The organism is Streptomyces sp. NBC_00096, assembly GCF_045041305.1.
Taxonomy (GTDB): domain Bacteria; phylum Actinomycetota; class Actinomycetes; order Streptomycetales; family Streptomycetaceae; genus Streptomyces.
Window position 1 is genome coordinate 6871193 of record NZ_CP108221.1, and the last position, 14846, is coordinate 6886038.

At 70.5% G+C, this 14846-nt stretch carries 15 protein-coding genes and 1 pseudogene; 6 read left to right on the forward strand and 10 right to left on the reverse strand.

The genetic code is table 11. From position 1 onward, the window contains the following. Nucleotides 1–333: 333 nt before the first annotated feature. A complete protein-coding gene (locus tag OG904_RS30745; protein ID WP_405496551.1) occupies nt 334–957 on the forward strand; it encodes a YidB family protein in 624 nt (207 codons plus the stop codon). Between the two features lie 50 nt (nt 958–1007). Next, entirely contained in the window at nt 1008–1931 is a 924-nt protein-coding gene (locus OG904_RS30750; protein ID WP_405496553.1) for a flagellin, read from the forward strand. Here OG904_RS30750 and OG904_RS30755 read toward each other — a convergent pair. From OG904_RS30755 to OG904_RS30780, 6 genes are all read right to left on the reverse strand, one after another. Continuing rightward, on the reverse strand, nt 1882–2574 hold the full coding sequence (locus tag OG904_RS30755) for an alpha/beta hydrolase (RefSeq protein ID WP_405496555.1): 693 nt from the start codon (nt 2572–2574) through the stop codon (nt 1882–1884). The two genes, OG904_RS30750 and OG904_RS30755, sit on opposite strands and share 50 nt — an antisense overlap. Nucleotides 2575–2756: 182 nt before the next feature. Beyond that, entirely contained in the window at nt 2757–3632 is an 876-nt protein-coding gene (locus OG904_RS30760; protein WP_405496557.1) for an oxygenase MpaB family protein, read from the reverse strand. A 97-nt stretch (nt 3633–3729) separates the two neighbouring features. Beyond that, entirely contained in the window at nt 3730–3897 is a 168-nt protein-coding gene (locus OG904_RS30765; protein ID WP_405496559.1) for a hypothetical protein, read from the reverse strand. A gap of 133 nt (nt 3898–4030) precedes the next feature. Continuing rightward, nucleotides 4031–4903: a xanthine dehydrogenase accessory protein XdhC gene (gene xdhC, locus OG904_RS30770; RefSeq protein WP_405496561.1), complete on the reverse strand. Its 873-nt coding sequence runs from the start codon at nt 4901–4903 to the stop codon at nt 4031–4033. 1 nt (nt 4904) lies between these two features. Then, nucleotides 4905–7304 carry a xanthine dehydrogenase molybdopterin binding subunit gene (xdhB, locus tag OG904_RS30775; protein WP_405496563.1) on the reverse strand — a complete coding sequence of 800 codons (2400 nt, stop codon included), beginning with the start codon at nt 7302–7304 and terminating at the stop codon, nt 4905–4907. Then, nucleotides 7301–8809 (reverse strand): xanthine dehydrogenase small subunit, encoded by a 1509-nt coding sequence (locus OG904_RS30780; RefSeq protein WP_405496565.1) that lies wholly within the window; start codon nt 8807–8809, stop codon nt 7301–7303. Before OG904_RS30780 ends, xdhB begins: the two co-directional genes overlap by 4 nt. A gap of 673 nt (nt 8810–9482) precedes the next feature. On the opposite strand from OG904_RS30780, the gene OG904_RS30785 reads away from it, so the two are divergent. Both OG904_RS30785 and OG904_RS30790 read left to right on the forward strand, forming a co-directional pair. Continuing rightward, the gene (locus OG904_RS30785) at nt 9483–9686 is read left to right on the forward strand and encodes a cold-shock protein (protein WP_405496567.1); all 204 of its coding nucleotides are present in this window, start codon (nt 9483–9485) and stop codon (nt 9684–9686) included. A gap of 444 nt (nt 9687–10130) precedes the next feature. Next, a complete protein-coding gene (locus OG904_RS30790) occupies nt 10131–10907 on the forward strand; it encodes a class I SAM-dependent methyltransferase (RefSeq protein WP_405496569.1) in 777 nt (258 codons plus the stop codon). Between the two features lie 204 nt (nt 10908–11111). Here the strand turns inward: OG904_RS30790 and OG904_RS30795 are convergent. Continuing rightward, nucleotides 11112–11426, reverse strand: a pseudogene (locus tag OG904_RS30795) (hypothetical protein); the annotation flags it as partial. Between the two features lie 266 nt (nt 11427–11692). On the opposite strand from OG904_RS30795, the gene OG904_RS30800 reads away from it, so the two are divergent. After that, entirely contained in the window at nt 11693–11974 is a 282-nt protein-coding gene (locus tag OG904_RS30800; protein ID WP_405496571.1) for a hypothetical protein, read from the forward strand. A gap of 41 nt (nt 11975–12015) precedes the next feature. Here the strand turns inward: OG904_RS30800 and OG904_RS30805 are convergent. The 3 genes from OG904_RS30805 to OG904_RS30815 form a co-directional block, all read right to left on the reverse strand. Continuing rightward, a protein-coding gene (locus OG904_RS30805; protein ID WP_405496573.1) for an IS5 family transposase occupies nt 12016–12890 on the reverse strand; the annotation gives its coding sequence in 2 pieces (ribosomal slippage) (nt 12016–12543 and nt 12546–12890; 873 coding nt in all). Nucleotides 12891–12934: 44 nt separating this feature from the next. Further along, nucleotides 12935–13522: a sulfite oxidase-like oxidoreductase gene (locus OG904_RS30810; RefSeq protein WP_405496575.1), complete on the reverse strand. Its 588-nt coding sequence runs from the start codon at nt 13520–13522 to the stop codon at nt 12935–12937. A 173-nt stretch (nt 13523–13695) separates the two neighbouring features. Continuing rightward, on the reverse strand, nt 13696–14112 hold the full coding sequence (locus OG904_RS30815) for a molybdopterin-binding protein (RefSeq protein ID WP_405496577.1): 417 nt from the start codon (nt 14110–14112) through the stop codon (nt 13696–13698). 283 nt (nt 14113–14395) lie between these two features. Here OG904_RS30815 and OG904_RS30820 point away from each other — a divergent pair, with 283 nt between their 5' ends. Next, on the forward strand, nt 14396–14800 hold the full coding sequence (locus OG904_RS30820; RefSeq protein ID WP_405496579.1) for a TOBE domain-containing protein: 405 nt from the start codon (nt 14396–14398) through the stop codon (nt 14798–14800). Nucleotides 14801–14846 lie beyond the last annotated feature (46 nt).

The window sequence follows — 14846 nt, forward strand, 5'->3', positions numbered from 1 at the left end:
TCAGTCGCCATCGGACCATCTGGAAGTCCCGGCCGGATCGGTCGAACGGCTCGCACCCCGAGCCGAAAGGTGGAGATCAGGAGGAGGCAGCAGGAGACCATGTGCGGCCCGCCGGCCCGCCGGCCCGCCGGCCCGCCGGCCCGCCGGCCCGCCGGCCCGCCGGCCGGCGCGGCGCGGCGCGGCGGGTCAAGACCGCCGTCCCGGGGACTGCCCGGCCCCGGGGCTCCCTGGCCGACGAGGATCCCTCCGGCCTGGCCTGTTCACGCTCTGTTGCGAACCGGACCCCTTTCTGTAGCGTCACAGGCTCAAGATCATTCACTTTGAGGGAGTTCGATGAGCGCGAACACGGTGACCCCCGTGCTGGGACAGTTACTTGCGGCCCTGGCGGGGGCGCCCGCGACGGCAGGCAGGTTCGAGTCCTGGACCGGCGAGGGTCCCAACGAGCCGCTGACCGCGGAAGAGGTGGCCGCGGCGGCTCCCGCCGGCATGCTGTCGGCGCTGGCCGAGCTGGCCCAGGTGAGCGAAGCGGAAGCGGCGGCCTCCCTCGCCGAGGAGATCCCCGCCCTCGTGGACGCCATCCCGGCCGAGACCATCGAGGTGTTCCGGGCGGCGGCACGGATCGCCGACCTCACCCCGGCAGAGGAATCGGCCGCCGAGCAGATCGTGGCGGAGACCCGCGCCCTCGCCGCCGCCCTGCCGCAGAGCCGCTCCTGGCTCGGCTCCGGCCCCAATGAACCCCTCACCGCGGAACAGGTGGTTCAGGCCCTCGGCGACGACAAGCTCGCCGAAGCAGCCGCAGCGCGCGGCCAGGACCAGGCCGAGGTCATCGCGGAGCTGACCCGCACCCTGCCCGCGTTCATCGACGCGATCTCCCCGTACGGCTGGGTCGACGTGGATCTCCTGCGGTTCGTCCTGGCCCAGGACGACGTGACCGTGACCGCCGAGACGTCCGCATAGGGCCACCCGCCGCCCGAGACCCGTACCGACCACCCACTGGGGACGATCACATGCTGACGCTGAACACCAACATCATGTCGCTCACCACGCAGAACTACCTCAACATCACAGGCTCGACGATGGCGACCGCCGCCGAACGGCTCGCCTCCGGCAAGCACATCATCTCCTCGAAGGACGACGCCGCGGGACTGGCGATCTCCGACCGGATGACCACCCAGGCCGAGGGATCGCTCCAGGCCTCCCGCAACAGCAACGACGCCATCTCCCTCGCCGAGACCACCGAGGGCGCGCTCAAGGAAGTCACCAACAACCTCCAGCGCATCCGCCAGTTGACGGTCCAGGCAGCCAACGGCATTTACGCCGCCACCGACCGCCACGCCATCGAGCAGGAGGTCGCCCAGCGCCTCGAGGCCATCGACTCGATCTCCTCGCAGACCCAGTTCAACGGAATCAAGGTGCTGGCGAAGAACACCAGCATGAACTTCCAGACCGGTGCCAACGACGGCGACGTCATCGCCGTCGCGACGAAGGCGGTCAACGTCAGCACGCTGGGGCTGGAGTCCTACGACGTGTCCAAGACCATCGCCTTCACCGACACGTCCGACCCGGACCAGATCACTTACACGGACGCGGAGGGTCAGCCCGCCTCGGTCTCGAAGGCGGAGGCCCCCACCCTCACGACTCCCTTCCTCGTGGACCCGCTGTCGATGATCGACTCCGCCCTGGTCGAGGTCACCAGCCTGCGCTCGATCCTCGGAGCCGTCCAGAACCGCTTCGAGTCCAACATCCGCACGCAGGACACCGGCGTGGTCAACCTCAGTGCCGCCCGGGAACGCATCGAGGCCACCGACTACGCCCTGGAAACCGCCAACTACACCCAGGCCAGCATCCTCCAGCAGGCCGGAATCTCCGTCCTCGCCCAGGTCAACGCCCAGCCGAAGAACGTCCTCCCGCTCCTCCAGCAGCTCGGCTGACCACAGCCGGGCCACTGCCGGCCGGCAGGACGGGCAGGCCGTTCCCGAGCACCGCGGCCGCTGCTTTCGCCGTGACGCGGTGCCATCGGCGGGCGTCCCGGATCATGGAATGGCCGCCGTGGGGCATCCGGATGCCCTGGACCCGCGCTCCCGCTGCCTGGGCGCGGGTGAGGAGGGCCCAGGTGTCCGCGGCGTCGGTGATCCGGTCGGCCTCGTCGTGGAGCGCGATGACGGTTCGGCCCCGCACATGGCCGACGGTCTCGGTCCCGGGCCACCACGGTGCGAGGGCGATGACCCCCTTGACCTGTGGGTCCGCCGCCGCGCGCAGTGCCGCGCGGCCTCCCATGGAGTGGCCTACGAGGACGACGGGAACCGGGCCGATCAGGGCACGGAGTTCGTCGAGAGCCCGCCGGGCGTCGGCGACGGGGTGTGCGTGCGTCCCGTTCCAGCCGCGGTGCCGGTAGCGGACGTGGGCGATGAGCACATCGTCGTCGAAGGTCTCCCGGAGCAGCGCCGTGGCGAACGGCCGCATCCGCAGGGCGGGCAGGTTCGGGCGGGGCGGCGGCTCCAGCGCGTCCGCGCGGCCGCCGTGGAGCAGGAGGATCGCTGCCCCCGCCTCCCGCGGCAGACGGTGCCGGTACACCGGGACCAGGGCCTGACCGGGGGCCGGGGCGAGGCCAGGGTCGATGTCGATCGGATGGTTCCTTCCGTGAGGAGGAGCTGACGGACGTCACCCCGGGTTCGTAGCGCAGGGCCGTGCGGATTGGCAGAGACGCGGGGCAGGGGCGGGGAGACGTCCTGCGGCCGCACCATCGGCCACGGCTCTCAGGAAGCGGGGCGGGGCAGCGAGGCCATCGCCCAGCGGATCGTGTGCGTCAGGGCTTGCCCGGACAGGCGTACGGAGGTGGCCTTCGGGCCCTTGGCGGGGCGCAGGCCGAGCAGGGCGGGGGCCCACGGGGGCAGCAGGTCGATGGCGTTCGCGGCGAGGAGCGCGTACGGGGGGCGGGCCGGCCAGGGCAGTGGCGGCTGCCGGAGGATGAAGCGGGCGGCGTCGAGGGCCTCGGGCGTGGCCCGCAGCTCCGGCCGGTACGCCGCCAGCAGGGCTGTCAGCGCGGCCCGGTCACGGGGCGGGTCCACCACGCCGAGGGCTGCCGCCACCCGCGCGGTGTCCGTGACGTAGGCATCGCAACCCTCCGCGTCCAGCGGGTGCGCGCCGAAGCGCTGGTGCGCCCGCAGGAAACTGTCGACCTCGGCCGCGTGCACCCAGCCCAGCAGGTGGGGATCGGCCGCGCGGTACGGTTCGCCCGCCGCGGTGGCGCCCCGTATCCGCTCGTGGACTGCCCGAATCCGGTCGACGGCCTCCTGCGCGTCCCGTGCGGTGCCGTAGGTGGTGACGGCCAGGAACGTACTGGTGCGCTGGAGCCTGCCCCACGGGTCGCCACGGAAGCCGGAGTGCGCCGCGACGGCGGCCATGGCGAGCGGATGCAGCGACTGGAGCAGGAGGGCGCTCAGGCCCCCGATGAACATCGAGGCGTCGCCGTGCACCGTGCGGATGGGCCGCTCGGGGCCGAACCAGCGGGGTCCGGGCGTGTTGTGGATCCGGGCGCGGTTGCCCGGGCCCGAAGGTCCGGCCACCCGGCTGAACAGCAGCGAGCCGAGCCGCTCCCGCACGCTGGTGGCTCCGGGCGCAGAAATGTTCACGCCGGTGTTCTACCCCCTGATGGCCCGGCTCATCGCTCCGGCCGGGGAGCCGAGGCGACCCGCGTTGCGTCCGTGGGCTGCCACGGTGCCGGATCGCCTACTGCCGGGGCACGTGGTTGAGCCGCGGTGCGCTGCCGCGGCGATGGTCGGCCCGGCTCCGGCGGCCGGGGAAGGGGTTGCGTCGTGCGGGGGCGCTGGGGGCCAGGGCCAGGAGGGCGATGACGGCGAGGGCCGCGACGAGGATGAGCACGGTAATGAGGGTCATGTTCCTGCCTTCCGTCGGGTTCTGACTGCCTGTAGCTACTTGGTGTTACCAGATTGACGGATGCTAAACACGGTCGGTGATGTCTATGTCGCGGGGGAGCCAGGAAAGTTGGCCTCGTTCCCGCCGTGCTCTCCTACGCACTGCTGGCGAGCGGGGCGTACGGCGCCGCGGCGACGATCTCCGCCACCGCCACTGCCGCGTGGCTGTCGCGTTCGAAGGTCCGGAGCAGGTCCGCCGCGACGCTCAGTGCGATCGTGGCGGGTTCTTTGCCGGTGATCCCGGTCATGCCGATCGGTGTTTTGACCCGGTCGATGGCGGCGGCGTCATGGCCGCCCTCGGTGGCCAGGCGCTGGCGGAACCGCGCCCACTTGGCGGACGAGCCGATCAGTCCGATCGAGCCGAGACCCTCGGTACGCAGGGCGGCGTCGCACAGCGCGGCGTCCTCGGCGTGGTCGTGGGTCATGATCAGGACGTGGGTGCCGGGCGGCAGCTCCGCCAGCACCGCCTCGGGAAGCAGCGGGGTGTGGTGGACATGGACCTGGGCCACCGCGTCCGAGAGCACGCCGAGCCGCTCACCGGCGAGCATGTCGGGGCGGGTGTCGACGAGGTGCAGGTCCAGGTCGTGGCGGGCCAGGATGCGCGCCAGTTCCAGTCCTACGTGCCCCACGCCGAAGACGGCCACCGCCTGGACCACCGGCAGCGGTTCGAGCAGCACGGTGACGGCTCCGCCGCAGCACTGCACGCCGTGCCGGCTGGTGACCTTGTCGTTCAGGGCGAACTCCATCAGCTCCGGCTCCGGATCGGCCGCGCCGTTCAGCTCGCGCGCCCGGTCGATGGCGACGGCCTCGATGTTGCCGCCGCCGATCGAACCCCAGGTCTCGGTCCGTCCCACGACGAGTTTGGCACCGGCCCGGCGGGGTGCGTGGCCGCGCACGGTCGCGACGGTCACGAGCACGCCGGGTTCCCGGCGCGCCCGCAACCGCGCGACCGCGGCGACCCAGCTCATGTCAGGCATTGCTCAAGGCACTTGCGTCGGCGGGGACCCCGCTGCCGTCGGGCGCCCGCCCGTCGTGCCGCGCGCCGCCGTTGCGGACCGACTCGATCGCCCAGTACACCGCCTCGGGCGTGGCCGGCGAAGCCAGCTCCACGCTGATCCCGGGGGGCCCGAACGCCGCGGCCGCCTGCCGCAGGGCCTCCCGCACCGAGAAGGCCAGCATCAGCGGGGGTTCACCGACCGCCTTGGACCCGTAGACCGCACCCTCCTCGGTGGCGTTCTCCAGCAGCTTGACGTTGAACTCCTCGGGCATCTCCGAGAAGCTCGGCAGCTTGTACGTGCTCGCCGCCTGGGTGAGCAGACGGCCGCGGTTCGGCCCGTCACCGGCGTCCCAGCGCATGTCCTCGAGCGTCAGCCAGCCCGCGCCCTGCACGAAACCACCCTCGACCTGACCGATGTCGATCATCGGGGAGAGGCTGTCGCCGACGTCGTGGACGATGTCCACCCGCCGGATGCGGTACGCGCCGGTGAAGCCGTCCACCTCCACCTCGGTCGCCGCGGCGCCGTAGGAGAAGTACTTGAACGGTGAGCCGTGGAACGCCTTCGCGTCCCAGTGCAGCCCCTCGGTCCGGTAGAAACCGGCCGCTGACAGCTGGACGCGCTGGAAGTACGCGGTGCGCACCAGGTCGTCCCAGGCCAGCTCCTTCTCGCTGCCGAGGGCGCGCGCGACGCCCTCGACGATGCGCACGTCCGAGGCGTTCGTGCCCAGCTGGGTGCCTGCCACCTGGAGCAGCCGGTCGCGGATCTGCTCGCAGGCGTTCTTCACCGCCGCGCCGTTGAGGTCCGCACCGGCACTGGCGGCGGTCGCGGAGGTGTTGGGCACCTTGTCGGTACGGGTCGGGGCCAGCCGCACCTTGTGCAGCGGAATGCCGAGCGTGGTCGCGGCCACCTGCAGCATCTTGGTGTGCAGGCCCTGTCCCATCTCGGTGCCGCCGTGGTTGATCAGGACGGAGCCGTCCTTGTAGACCAGCACCAGCGCGCCGGCCTGGTTGAAGGCGGTGAGGTTGAAGGAGATCCCGAACTTGATCCCGGTGATCGCGAGCGCCCGCTTGGTGTTGGGGTGCTCGGCGTTGAAGGCAGCGATCTCGCGCCCCCGCTCGAGGACGGAGGCGTCCTCGCGGACCTGCTGCCAGATGACGGAGATGCGCTCCGGACGGGGGACCGGCTGTCCGTACGGCGTGGACTGGCCTGGCCGGTAGAAGTTGCGCTCGCGCAGCTCCATCGGATCCAGGCCGAGCAGCGGCGCGCACCGGCCCATGATGTCCTCGATCACCAGCATGCCCTGCGGTCCGCCGAAGCCGCGGAAGGCGGTGTTGGAGACCTTGTTGGTCCTGGCGATGCGGCCGGCGATGCGCGCGTTGGGAATCCAGTAGGTGTTGTCGATGTGGCACAGAGCGCGGGCCACCACGGGCTCGGACAGGTCCAGGCTCCAGCCGCCGTCCGCGGTCAGGGTGGCGTCGAGGGCCTGGATGCGGCCCTCGGTGTCGAAGCCGATCTTCCACGTGGCGTGGAACCCGTGGCGCTTGCCGGACATGGTCAGGTCCTGGGTCCGGTTGAGCCGCACCCGGACCGGCCGGCCGGTGAGCAGGGCGCCGAGCGCGGCGACGGCCGCGAACCCGTGCGGCTGCATCTCCTTGCCGCCGAAGCCGCCGCCCATCCGCAGGCACTGCACGGTCACCTCGTGGCTGTGCAGGCCGAGTACGTGCGCGACGATCTCCTGCGTCTCCGAGGGGTGCTGGGTGCTGCTCTGGACGAACATCTGCCCGTTCTCGTCGACGAGGGCGAGCGCCGCGTGCGTCTCGAGATAGAAGTGCTCCTGGTCGGAGAACTGGAACTCGCCGGTGAACACGTGCGCCGAGTCGCCGAAGCCGGCGTCGACGTCACCGGCCATCATCAGGGGCCGCGCGCCGTGGAAGCTCCCGGCCTCGATCGCTTCCCCCAGCGTGATCACGGAGGGCTCTTCGTCGAGGTCCACCTCGACGGCCGCCGCACCGAGCCGGGCCGCCTCCACGCTCTCGCCCAGCACCCAGGCGACCGCGTGGCCGTGGAACATGACCGTGTCGGGGAAGAGCGGTTCGTCGTGCTTCATTCCGGCGTCGTTGACGCCGGGCACGTCGGCGCCGGTCAGTACCCGGACCACACCGGGCACGTCGAGCGCGGGCCCGGTGCGCAGCGCCGTGATCCTGCCGTGGGCCTTCATGACCTGGACCGGGTAGGCGTGCAGTACGTCCTTGGTGCGGTGGACCAGGTCGTCGGTGTAGAGCGCCGCGCCGGTGACGTGCAGGTTCGCACTCTCGTGCGGCATCGAAACCCCGACGACGGGCTTTTCGGGACGCTCGGACAGATGACTCATGACGACACCGCCTCGGTGGTTCGCGCGTACAGCTTGAGCAGGCTCTGGCCGAGCATCGCGGAGCGGTAGCCGGCGCTGGCGCGGTGATCGTCCATCGGTGTGCCCTCGGCCCGCAGGACCCGGGCCGCGGCCTCGACGGTCTGCGCCGTCCACGCCCGGCCCTCCAGGGCCGCCTCGGTGGAGAGGGCGCGGATCGGGGTGGCGGCCACGCCGCCGAGGCCGATCCGCGCCTTGCGGACGATCCCGTCCTCGATGTCGAGCGCGAAGGCGACCGCCACGCTGGAGATGTCGTCGAAACGACGCTTGGCGATCTTGTGGAAGGCCGTGACCGGCGAAAGCGGCAGCGGTACGCGCACCGCGCGGATCAGCTCGCCGGGACGCCGCACGCTCTGCCGGTAGCCGGTGAAGTAGTCGGCCAGCGGGACCTCGCGCTCGCCGTCGGCGCCGGCCAGCAGCAGCGAGGCCTCCAGTGCGAGCAGCACCGGCGGACTGTCACCGATGGGGGAGCCGGTACCGAGGTTGCCGCCCAGGGTCGCACTGTTGCGGATGAGCCGCGAGGCGAACTGCGGGAACAGCTCCGCCAGGAGCGGGACGCTGCCGTCCAGGCGGCGTTCGAGCTCGGTGAGCGTCTGGGCCGCCCCGATCTCGATGTGGCCGGATTCGACGCGCAGCTCGCGGAGTTCGGGCAGCCGGTCAACGGCGACCACGCAGTCGGCCCTCCGGGAACGGATGTTCACTTCCACGCCCCAGTCGGTGCTGCCGGCGACCACGACGGCCCCGGGCCGCTCGCCCAGCAGGCGTACTGCTTCGGCCAGGGTGCCCGGCCGCAGGAACGCGCTGTCGTCCTGGGTGTATTCGGTCGCGGCGGCCCCGGGCGGGGACTGCTCGCGCCGCTGCGCGAGGACGTCGTCCCCGGCGGGCGCGCCGACGGCGAACGCGGCGTCACGGATCGGGCGGTAGCCGGTGCAGCGGCACAGGTTTCCGCTCAGCGCGTGCAGATCGAAACCGTTCGGACCGTGCTCGGAGTCGACGACCCCGGTGCCGGTGCCGGTGCCGGTGCCGGTGCCGGTGCCGGTGGCGGTGGCGTCGGCCGGGTGCGCGCAGCGGTCGGGACGGTAGTACTCGGAAGCCATGCTGCAGATGAACCCCGGTGTGCAGTACCCGCATTGGGAGCCGCCGCGGACCGCCATCTCCTGCTGTACGGGGTGTAGTACCGGGGGCGAGCCGGGTTCCCCGGCGGTGGCCAGACCCTCGGAGGTGACGACCTCCTGGCCGTCGAGCGCCGCGACCGGGACCAGGCAGGCGTTGACCGCCACCCAGTCGGTGGGCTTGTTCACTCCGGGCCGGGCCACGAGGACCGAACAGGCACCGCATTCCCCTTCGGCGCAGCCCTCCTTGGTCCCGGTGAGGCCGCGGTCGCGCAGGAAGTCCAGCACGGTGGTGTGGGCCGGGGCGGGTTCGATCGGTGTTTCTTTCCCGTTGACCGTGATCCGCGCCGCTACCACGGCAGGCCCCCATTTCGGGGCGCGGTCGATCGGGCTGTCCTAGTCGCCATGGGCAGGAGCTTTCTCTTTCAGTCGTCGCAGCTCGATAACTGGGAGCGCGACGAAACGGCACGCAGCGAGGCGCCGTAAGCGATGACAGAGGTGGTGGAGAGGTTCCGGGGCCGCGATCGGGCACGCCGGGAAGGGGCTGCTTCAGCAGCCGTGTGCCACACGGCCCGGAGCCCAGGCGATCTGGTGGGCGAGGCGAAGCGTTGCGGAGATGGTGGACATCCGACTTCGCCTCCTTCCAGTAGCTCATGGGTCGGTCCTGCCGAAGCTACGTTGCCGCAGGTTCGCCGGTCAAGCGCATGTCGGTCGATTCCACGAAGGGTGGCCACTTCGTGGGGGGTGTTCTCGTACGCGAATCCAGTCGGGCCGGTCGACGCCGTCGATGGCACCTGTCTTCGAGTCTTGCTCCGGCAGCATGATCCGACCTCCCCCCGCTGGGCGTTCTTGTGGTGCGAGGGGGCCTGTCCGTGTAGCGTCACTTCCAGCTGTCATGGTTCCGAAGTACCGGTCGCCCGTGAGTGCAATTTTCACGGGCGATTTTTCTGTTCAGAGTCTCTGAGGACCAGGGCGATCACCTCCGGATCCCGCATGGTGCGGGACCGGTTTCTAGTCCCTTGGAGGACACATGGCCAGCGGAACCGTGAAGTGGTTCAACTCGGAAAAGGGCTTCGGCTTCATCGAGCAGGACGGTGGCGGCCCGGACGTCTTCGCCCACTACTCGAACATCGCCGCCCAGGGCTTCCGCGAGCTCCAGGAAGGCCAGAAGGTGAACTTCGACGTCACCCAGGGCCAGAAGGGCCCCCAGGCGGAGAACATCACCGTCGCCTAAGCCTTTCCTCTTCATAGCGGGCGCCGCGGTTCCAGGGGCGCTGCTGCACGAAAGCCCGGCCAGCCTGTGTGCTGGCCGGGCTTTTGCGTTGCGCAGGCGCGCGCGAGCCGTCGGCCGTCGACACGGATGGGGGTACACATCACCCAGAGCTGCAGCTGTGGCGTGTTTGGTCGATTCAACAAGCATTTGCCAGTCGATTTACTAATCTGCCCTAGCGGATGCAAGATGCTGCTGTGATGTTGCCGAAGCTCCGGAGGGGCCGACGCGCCGACGATCCGAGGGGCGGAAGGGTCGAAGGACCGACGGGCAACGGATGACCGCGGGGGCGGCAGGGAACGGTTCCGGCTCCGGTCGTGGCGGTGACTCACCCGTACCCGCACGCCGGCACCTCCGGCGACACGCGGGTGCATCCCTGTTCCTGCTCACGAGGCGAGGTATGGACCCATGAACGCAGGTACCCAGGTCGGCAGCGCCGGCAGCGTCGACCACGCCCCCATCGGCACCGGAGGCGCGCCCTGCCGCAGACCCGACACCCGCATCGCCCGCTTCATCGCCGAGGCCCTCGCCGGCACGCGGACCGTACTCAACGTCGGTGCCGGTGCCGGGTCCTACGAGAGTGCCGCCCGCGCCGTGACGGCCGTCGCCCCCTCCGAGTCCATGCGGGCCCGGCGCCCGGCCCGCCTCACCCGTGCGGTCGACGCCGTGGCCGAGGACCTGCCCTTCGCCGACGGTGAGTTCGACGGGGCGATGACCCTGTTCAGCGTCCACCAGTGGAGTGACGTCGCGGCCGGCCTGCGCGAGATGCGGCGCGTCACCTCGGGCCCGGTGGTCGTCCTGACGTGCGACCCGAAGCTCGTACGGGACTTCTGGCTCCACGAGTACGCACCCGAGGTCCTCGACGTCGAAGCCCGCCGGTACCCGTCCGTCGAGGACATGGCCGGCGCCCTCGGCGGTACGGGCAGCATCCGGACCGTTCCGATCCCGCTGGACTGCACGGACGGCTTCAACGAGGCCTACTACGGCCGCCCCGAGCTGCTCCTCGACCCCGCCGCCCGGCAGGCCTGCCCGGCATGGAGCTTCATCGACGACGGCGTGCGCGGACGCTTCGACGAGAGGCTCCGCCGCGACCTGGAGTCCGGGGCCTGGGACGAACGCTTCGGGCACCTGCGCACGCAGGAGACGTACGAGGGGTCGCTCGTCATCGTCCGCGCGACTCCGTGACAGGGAAGGGGAACGACATCATGGGAGCACCCGACCGCATGGACGAGCAGCTGCGCGCCCTGGGCCTCGTCGAGGCTTCATCGGCGGTGACGGCATCGCCTTCGCCGAATTCGGGCCGATCTTCGAGGAGTACGAGGCGGATTTCGGCCGCACCTTCGTCCTCGGCGACGACCCGGTGAAGCACCGCCCCACCTCGATGCGGTCCCCTTCCCCGGGCAGGGTGCCCGCCTCCACGCCCCACAGGTCCTCGACGAAGGCCCGCTCCTCGTCGACGAGCACCGAGCGCTGCCCGGGCAGGCCCGGGCCCATGTAGCCCATCTCGCGTCCGCCCATCGCGTTCGGCTGGCCGGTCAGCGAGAACGGCCCCGAGCCGGGGCGGCAGATCGCCCCGGTGGCGAGGCGCAGGTTGATCAGGGCGTTGGTGTTCCAGGTGCCGTGGGTGGACTGGCTGAGTCCCATGGTCCAGCAGCTCAGCCACTCGCCCGCCTCGCCGATCCACCGCGCGGCCTGCCGGATGTCGGCCCGGTCGAAGTCCTGGTCGGAACCGGGGGTCCGTCCGCGCCCGGCGAGAGCTTGTGGCCGGCGCCGAGGCAGCGCCACCAGCCCGAAAATCAGTGGAGCCCTGCCCCCGCGAGCCGTTAGCGTGCTCCCGCCCGCAATCCACCCGTCAAGGACCTGCCGTTGTACACCAAGTGAGACACCCCGAGCGCTGATCCGTCGCGCGTCGCACCTGTGCGCCGTGCTCCTTTCCGCTGCGGTCTTCTCACTGGAACCGGTGTATCTCCATGTCCGAAAACTGGCTCGCTGTCCTGGAGCGGACGTACGCGCGCTCCGCGCGACCCGAGCTCCTGCACCTGCTGCCCGACAACGACAACGACGACGGCAACGGCCCGGACGTACGGCGTCACGCCGCGCGCGGCCCGGCTCGAACCGGGCGGCCTGCCTGGCAGTCGCCGTACGGCCCCCCGCCGCACCGGGCGCACCGTGGCCGGTGGGCGCCCGTGGCGGTGGCGGCCAGGCCCCGGCCCGTACTGCGGCGCGGGCACCTGTGCGGCCGGTGCGACTGATGACCGGAGGGTCCGCCTAGGGTCTGTTGTGAAAGTGCTGGTCACAGCCATTCGTTGATGGCTGCGATCAGCACTGTCGCTTCGTAGCGGACGGCGAGCTTGTCGTATCTCGTGGCGACCGCGCGGTGACGCTTGAGCCGGTTGATGCCGCACTCGACCGCGTGCCGCTGTTTGTAGTCGTCCTTGTCGAACTTCGGCGGCCGGCCGCCGCGGGAGCCAAGCTTGTTCCGGTTGCGGACGCGGTCCGCAGGAACCGGAATCGTGACCTTGATTCCGCGTCTGCGCAGGTAGGAGCGGTTGCTGCGGGAGTCGTACGCCTTGTCCGCACGTACTCGGTCCGGGCGCTTGCGCGGCCGCCCGAGTCCGAGCCGGGGAACCCGGATCGCTTCCAGGACAGGCTCGAACTGCGGGGAATCGCCCCGCTGCCCGGCCGTGATCACGATCGCCAGGGGCTTCTGGCCCTGCTCGACCGCAAGGTGGATTTTGGTGCTCAGCCCGCCCCGGGAGCGTCCGAGTCCGTGATCGGCCGGCTCGGCGAACACGCCACCGGGCGGTTCCTTCTGGAGATCCCCCTTTTCGCCGCTCCGGCGGCGTGCTGGTGGGCCCGGCAGACGGTCGAGTCAACGTTCACGTCCCAGGTGATCAGACCCTTCGCATCGGCCTGGGCCTGGAGCTGGGTGACGATGCGGGCCCAAGTACCGTCTCGCTGCCAGCGTCGGAACAGGTCGTAGACCCGGTCCCACGGCCCGTACCGTTCCGGCACATCCCGCCACGGGGCGCCGGTTCGCGTCCGCCACCGTATGCCGTCTATCAGCTGCCGCCGCGTCCACACCTGAGGCCGGCCCGGCTTGATGCCCTGCGGCAGCAACGGCTCAAGCCGGACCCACTGGCCATTCGTCAGATCTCCACGTCCCACAGAACGTGATCATCAACGATCAAGATCCACTTTCGCAACAGACCCTAGGCGGAGTCGTCCTCCTGGTAGGAGTGCCGCTGCTCCTTCCAGGGGTCGGCGATGTTGTGGTAGCCGCGTTCTTCCCAGAACCCGCGCCGGTCGGCGGTCATGTACTCGATCGCGCGCAGCCACTTCGGCCCCTTGTAGCCGTACAGGTGCGGTACGACCAGGCGCAGGGGGAAGCCGTGCTCGACGGTCAGCGGTTCCCCGTCGTGGTGCATGGCCAGCAGGGTCCGGTCCGAGGCGAAGTCGGCCAGGCGCAGGTTGGCGCTGTACCCGTACTCGGCCCACGCCATGACGTGGGTGACCTCGGGGGCCGGTGGCGCCTGCTCGAGCACGGCCCGGGCGGGTACGCCGTAGAACTCGTGGCCGGTAGTCGAGGGCCCGGAGGCGCAGTGCATGTCGGTGACGATCGTGGTGCAGGGGAGGGCGGCGACCTCGTCGAACGTCCAGCTGTACTTCTCGCCGGAGGCGGTGGCGCCGAAGACCTGCAGGGTCCACCGCTCGGGCCGGAACTTCGGGACCGGCCCGTAGTGCGACACGGGCCAGCCCTTCGCCAGCTTCTGGCCCGGAGGAAGTTGTCCCGATCCCACGATGTCGCCCCGCTCTCCCGCTTGCCGGCGCGATGACGGCGAGCGCCTCTCCGCACGCCGAAGTCTGCCAGCATCCACCGCGCACCCGCGTCAGCGACCCCGTCGGCCGGGCCCCTACGCCTGAGGGCCACGCACCGACCGGTGCGGGGCCCTCAGGCGTGGAGCGGGGGCGATCAGACGGAGAGGGAGATCTCGGTCGACTTGATCAGCGCGACGACGTGAGAGCCGACGGCGAGGCCGAGGGCCTCGACGGCGTCCTTGGTGATCGCGGCGGTCAGCTCGCCACCCTCGACGGAGACCTTGACGGAGCCCATGGCGCCACCGGTCGCGACGTCGGTGACGTGGCCCGGGATCTGGTTGCGGATGGAGATGCCCTCGACCCGACGGGTCGCGAGGGAGACCTCGGTGGACTTGACGAGCGCCTTGACGGCGGTGCCCTCGGCGAAGCCGAGGTCCTTCACGGCGTCGGTGGTGATCGCGGCGGTGATGTCCTGACCGCCGGCCAGCCGGACCTTCACCGTGGACATGGCCTCGCCGACCGTGACGGAGATGATGGTGCCGGGGATCTGGTTGCGGATGCTCAGGCTCATGGAAGTAACGCCTCACTCTGATCGGCGGAGAGAAAGCGACCTGTCGGCCGCCACACGGATCACGCTAGCCGCAGGATTCCCCCGGTGCCCGGAGGCCGTCTCATCCGCCAGGCGAACGGCCCTTGTGGCGTGGCATATTCGCCCCGGCCGAACGTCCTGACAATTCGGGACCTTGGACCTCACCTGCTTGGGGGCCTTCGGATCGTCTCTTCGCATCTACTTCTGATATGCAAAGGTATGGTCAAATTGCAGATGCTGGCTTTCTCGCCCTAACGTGACGCATATGCAGCACTACACCGTCGGCCAGGCCGCACGCATGCTGGGCGTCAGCCCCGATACCGCACGCCGCTGGGCGGACGCGGGGAAGGTTCCCACGTACCGCGAGGGCGGCGACGGCCTGGGACGCCGGCTGATCGACGGCCGCGACCTGGCGGCGTTCGCCGTCGACCTCGCGCAGAAGACCCAGGAAGAGGACGACCCGATCCAGACGTCGGTGCGGAACTCCTTCCCGGGAATCATCACGGCCGTGAAAATCGGCGACGTATCGGCCCAGGTGGCGATCCAGGCGGGCCGGCACCGTCTGGTGTCGCTGCTGACCCGGGAATCGGTGGAGGAAATGGGACTGGAGGTCGGAATGCAGGCCACGGCCCGAGTGAAATCCACCAGCGTCCACATCGACCGCACCTGATCCGGTTGTCCCCTCCCCGCGCCGTCCCCTTCAGTACCAGGAGACC